We start from the raw sequence: 4,616 nt of genomic DNA on the forward strand, positions 1-4,616 counted from the left end.
GCGGAATAGTTCCAAACTGTTGCGATTCCGTAAGAGTCAAACCCCAGCCTTCAAAAGAAGACGTCATCATCGCAAGCGATGCTTTTTGATAATAAGGCTGTGGATTCTGACGACCTAAAAATTCCATCCGTCGCAAATTCATTTTTTTGGCGAGCTTCTGATACGCTTGCAGATCTTCCCCTTCACCAATGATTTTCAAGCGCCAATCCTCGGAACGTTTGTCCGACTCTACCCTCTTCCAAATTTTCAAGGCTAAGGAAATGCGTTTTTGCAGATCCTTCATACGAGAAACGATGAGAACCTCTTTTTCTTTATGTTGCAAAATATCAGGGTTTGCAATTTCAAGAAACGACAGAGGGTTGGGAATGGCGCAAATCCGATCCGAAGGAATCCGGAGCAATTTTTGGAAATCCGGAGCGAATGTTTTCGATAGAAGAAGCACCCGAGAAACCCGAGGCAAAACTCCATTCCATCTAGAAAGAAAACGTTTAACTTCCTTCCGGTAAAACAGAGGGAAAAGAGAAATTCGAAGAAGCCGTTTGAATTCGCCTACAGCCCCCTTAAAAGACGGAGTACAAGCTACCCGCCAAGATTTTTTCCACGTCGGCGGTGCCGTATGCCAAGCGACAACATAAGGGATTTTCAAATTCTCTTGAGACAGATAACGCGCAATAACTCCATCGTAGGCAAGCTGTTGCACGACGACATCAATCGCATGTTCTTCAAAAAACTTTTTCACATCGACAGGGAATCCATTTTCAAGCAATGCAGATCCCGTATCCTGCAAATAAAAGCATTCCCAGCCTTCCTGCGAAAGTCCACGCATCACCGAAACCGTGACGCGTTCAACGCCCCCAGCCAACGCATTCAGTGGATTGTTAAAAACGAACAGAACTTTCATTTTACGATTTCCCGAATGGCTTCAAAATTCCGTTCGCAGTTGTGAGCATCGTTGTACTTAAAGAAAACATCGATCCGTTCCGCATATTGATTTTCCAGCTCGCAATTCCGCTCTAAATAGCTAGCCACTAAATCTACGGTCTGCTCCACCGTCAAACCGACTGGGCCAAAACCATCGCGGTCTGGATCGAAATAGCCGATGCCCTGATGTCCCGCATGATATTCATCACGATCAAACTGGAAAAGGACAATCGGCTTTTTCATATACGAAAAATCAAACTGGACGCTTGAATAATCGGTAATCATCAGGTCGCAATCGATCATCAACTTTTGCACGTCAAAATTTTGAAACGAGGCAAAAACGGTCTGCTCATTTTGCCCATCAAAATCCGCCAGGAACTTTTGCAATTCAAAATGCGGATAGAATATCAGCTGGTAGCCGTACTGCTTGAGAAGGCTTTGCAAACGAGCGTTCTGGATCAGTCCACAAATATTCTGAAAATACTTAGAGGTCTTGAACTTTTCTTTCGAAATTCCCGAAAGAAAATGACGCCACGTCGGCATCAATAAAATCTTTTTTGAAGCCGTATGTTGCAAAGGCAAAGCATCGTAACGGGCAAAGCCGACCGTCTTTACCACTTCCGGAGCATGTCCAAAGCAGTCGATGATGTATTTCGTTTCGCGAGCCGAAACCGTTATAAAAAGATCAAAGTGAACCTTGTCCTCGTGCAGCCAAGGGCCATCCGCTTGAGTAACACCGTGCTGTAAAAAGATATACTTTCCCGTCACAAAGATTTTCTTCAAAAGCTTGACCTTCGCCATGCGCAAAAAAAGATTGTGCTCGGGAGCCCCTCCAAAAATATGAGCACTCACTTTCGCTTCGGCGGCCAAGTAAAGCAGATAATGTTTCCAAGATCCAAAATCCACCAGGCGTTCTTCTGACGCAAAATTTTTACGGTCCGGAGAATCTTTAGAAATGATGTAATACGCATTGATCTGCGGGCAGTTCTTTTGCACATAACGGAACAAATGCAAAGCATTATCGCGTGCGTCCACTCCGCGTTCGGCAAAGACCCACACATGGGAATATTTTTTCTTCAGTCCTAAAAGGATAACTTTCGCAATACAGCATTTAAAAAAAATGCCAAGCCATTTCAAGTATTTACCGATTCCGTTTTTTCGGAGTGAATCTTTAATCATAAAGCGAAAGCCATTCTTGTTTGTGCGATTCCCACGATTTCGTCTGCATATAGGAATATAAACGATTTCCCTTTTCAAAAAGAGACTCTGCCGTTTCGGTTTTGAGTTTTTCCATCACTTCGCACAATTTTTCTGCATGTTCCGCCTCCGAAGCATAGCGGTAAACAAAAGCATTGTCCGCAATCGCCTTTTCTCCTTGCACACAGCCGATTTCCGGAAGGACCATCGTCTTGCTATACGAAAAAGCCATCCACATCGTCCCCGAATTCAAAGAGCTCGAAATATCATACGGAGCAATCAGCAGGTCCGACTGAATTAAATAATCACCCATGCAATCATTTTCCACAAAATGAAAATCCGCAAAAACCCCCAGCGACGTCTGAGCCATTGCCGAAATCTTTTTCCTGTAATCCAAATCCTTACAGGCTCCACAAATCAGCAAAGCAAAGTTCGATTCCACCAAATGCGAACGGTTAAAGCATTCGATTAACAAATCCAAATTTTTATACGGCCCAATTTTTCCCGTAAAAAAAATGATTTTCTTAGACGGATCGATTCCATATTTTTCCCGAATATTCACTAAGCCGCTGCCAAAGTTTTCAAAATAATCCCCGTGCGGAATGCAGATGACTTTCGACTGGTACTTTTTTAAGCTCGGAATTTCTTGCAAAGTCGCTTCGCAAAGAACATGGATTTGATCGCTCCACGCCATCAAAAGTTTCATCAAAATTTGTGAATATTTTCTGCCGCGCTTTTGATCGTGCGCCACCTTATTGTGTACTGTCCAAACAATCTTTTTCCGAAAGAGCTTAAGACAGATCAAAAATCCCAAACGGAAAAGAAAGTTGGCAAGGCAGTGTGCCTCATTTTTTCCACGCACATTTTCAAGCCAGTTCAAGTGGCAAGCGCTTGAAGAAAAAAATTTTTTCCACTGTCCATGAAAAAGTTGATTGACTCCGACCGCTTCGCAGTTTGACGAAATAATTCGAGACAGATTGCCTAAGTAAAAATTTTCTAGGGTCTTCGCCTGAGGAAAAAACAAAACGGTTTTCACAAGTGTTCCCCCACTTGATCAATCAAAGCGTTTCGATATCGCGACGAACAGCTTCAATTAAAGAAGACGATGCAACAGAACCGATATGACAAAGTGGTTTCAGATCGTCCGTCAAAAGCAATTCTTTCAACTGTTCTTCTGTTTCGACGGTGTACAGATAGCCGAGTTCTTTCAGCTTTTCCGCTGTTGCAATCTGATGATTGCTCCGATGTTCCTTCAATTCACGACGACGCGGGAATACAATGATCGGCTTATCCTGGCATAATGCAGAAATAATCGTACCCATCCCTGCATGGGCAACAATCAAACGCGCCTTGGCAAAAAGTTCGTTAAATTCCTTGGGCGTCAAAAATTCAACAACCTTCACATGTTGAGGAACATACGAGCCTTTCAACGTCTGAACAATCACTTCTTCCTGAAGAATAGGCGCAACCGCATCAATTATCTTGATGAAACGATCAAATGGAGCTTGGGTTCCAATCGTACAAAAAATCATTCAACGTTTCCCAACTTGCCAAGGACGTTCCCTGCGAACTTCACTTTGCCCACAGCTAAGTGTTCCCACTGGGTATAAACTTTATCAATGCCTAATTTTACAGCATATCTTCCACAAGCGCTAAGCTTCGCTACATTGGCAATCGAGTCCACCCAAACCGTCTTCTTGCGAAAAACATATTTCGCCAAAAGCAGGACCAGAAGACCAGGGGCTGCACCCGTCGAAAGGGCAACGTAAGGTTTTTCCTTCAGCAGAATCATCAGCACATAGGGAATGCAGAAAAACATTTTCCAAGCATCCCAACGAGAAAATTCACAAATCGAGTAGAACTTTCCCGAGACAGATTCCGCCCATTTCGGATTGGAACTGACATAGCTGACTTCGTAATCAGACGAAAGTCCCGCAGTGATGCGCAACAACTGTACCCAGTGGCCGCCAATCGAAGCGACCGCTAAAATTTTTTTTTTGTCTTTACGAGCATCCGGGTTCATTTGATTTCTCAGACTTTGTCAAAAGATTGAAAAGCCCAATCCCACGAGTTATTCCGCCTTTCCCTTACCGACATTTGCAACATCGAATCCGATTTCACGCAGAGCGGCCGCATCCAAAATATTACGCCCGTCATACACGAAAGCAGGCTTAGCCATGCCCTTGTAAATGCGTTTCCAATCGAGTTCCGCAAAGCATTTCCATTCGGTGCAAACCACAACAGCGTGTGCGCCCTCAGCCGCTTTATACGGATCCTCTTCAAATTCCACTTTGTCCAAGACATCCGCCAAATCCCGTTTGGCATCGGGAATTGCCTTAGGATCGGTTACAATCGGTAAGGCATGTTCGGCGAGCAAATCTCGCACGACCAGATTCGCAGGGCTCTCTCGAGTGTCTCCCGTATTCGCCTTGAACGCAAATCCGAATACGGCAATTTTTTTGCCAGCAATCGTATTGAACATCCGTTCGAGCATACAG

General features: G+C 44.1%; 6 protein-coding genes. All 6 read right to left on the reverse strand.

Annotation, left to right across the window (positions count from 1 at the left end):
* On the reverse strand, positions 1–901 hold a 901-nt coding region (locus tag MR847_RS04515; RefSeq protein ID WP_353846836.1), incomplete at its 3' end, for a glycosyltransferase.
* Positions 898–2,100: a CDP-glycerol glycerophosphotransferase family protein gene (locus MR847_RS04520; RefSeq protein ID WP_287723060.1), complete on the reverse strand. Its 1,203-nt coding sequence runs from the start codon at positions 2,098–2,100 to the stop codon at positions 898–900. The genes MR847_RS04520 and MR847_RS04515, both read right to left, overlap by 4 nt.
* Positions 2,093–2,824: a glycosyltransferase gene (locus MR847_RS04525; RefSeq protein ID WP_287723061.1), complete on the reverse strand. Its 732-nt coding sequence runs from the start codon at positions 2,822–2,824 to the stop codon at positions 2,093–2,095. Before MR847_RS04525 ends, MR847_RS04520 begins: the two co-directional genes overlap by 8 nt.
* A gap of 352 nt (positions 2,825–3,176) precedes the next feature.
* Positions 3,177–3,650: a glycosyltransferase gene (locus tag MR847_RS04530; RefSeq protein WP_100425564.1), complete on the reverse strand. Its 474-nt coding sequence runs from the start codon at positions 3,648–3,650 to the stop codon at positions 3,177–3,179.
* Positions 3,647–4,141 carry an oligosaccharide biosynthesis protein Alg14 gene (locus MR847_RS04535; RefSeq protein WP_100425563.1) on the reverse strand — a complete coding sequence of 165 codons (495 nt, stop codon included), beginning with the start codon at positions 4,139–4,141 and terminating at the stop codon, positions 3,647–3,649. Before MR847_RS04535 ends, MR847_RS04530 begins: the two co-directional genes overlap by 4 nt.
* Before the next feature lie 48 nt (positions 4,142–4,189).
* On the reverse strand, positions 4,190–4,616 hold a 427-nt coding region (locus tag MR847_RS04540; RefSeq protein ID WP_287723062.1), incomplete at its 5' end, for a UDP binding domain-containing protein.

It is taken from the genome of Hallerella sp. (assembly GCF_022776125.1).
Lineage (GTDB): Bacteria > Fibrobacterota > Fibrobacteria > Fibrobacterales > Fibrobacteraceae > Hallerella > Hallerella succinigenes.

What these genes read in the sequence shown, in the direction of transcription:
- MR847_RS04520 (WP_287723060.1), bottom strand. Translation starts at nt 2,100, where the DNA reads ATGATTAAAGATTCACTCCGAAAAAACGGAATCGGTAAATACTTGAAA.
- MR847_RS04525 (WP_287723061.1), bottom strand. Translation starts at nt 2,824, where the DNA reads ATGAAACTTTTGATGGCGTGGAGCGATCAAATCCATGTTCTTTGCGAA.
- MR847_RS04530 (WP_100425564.1), bottom strand. Translation starts at nt 3,650, where the DNA reads ATGATTTTTTGTACGATTGGAACCCAAGCTCCATTTGATCGTTTCATC.
- MR847_RS04535 (WP_100425563.1), bottom strand. Translation starts at nt 4,141, where the DNA reads ATGAACCCGGATGCTCGTAAAGACAAAAAAAAAATTTTAGCGGTCGCT.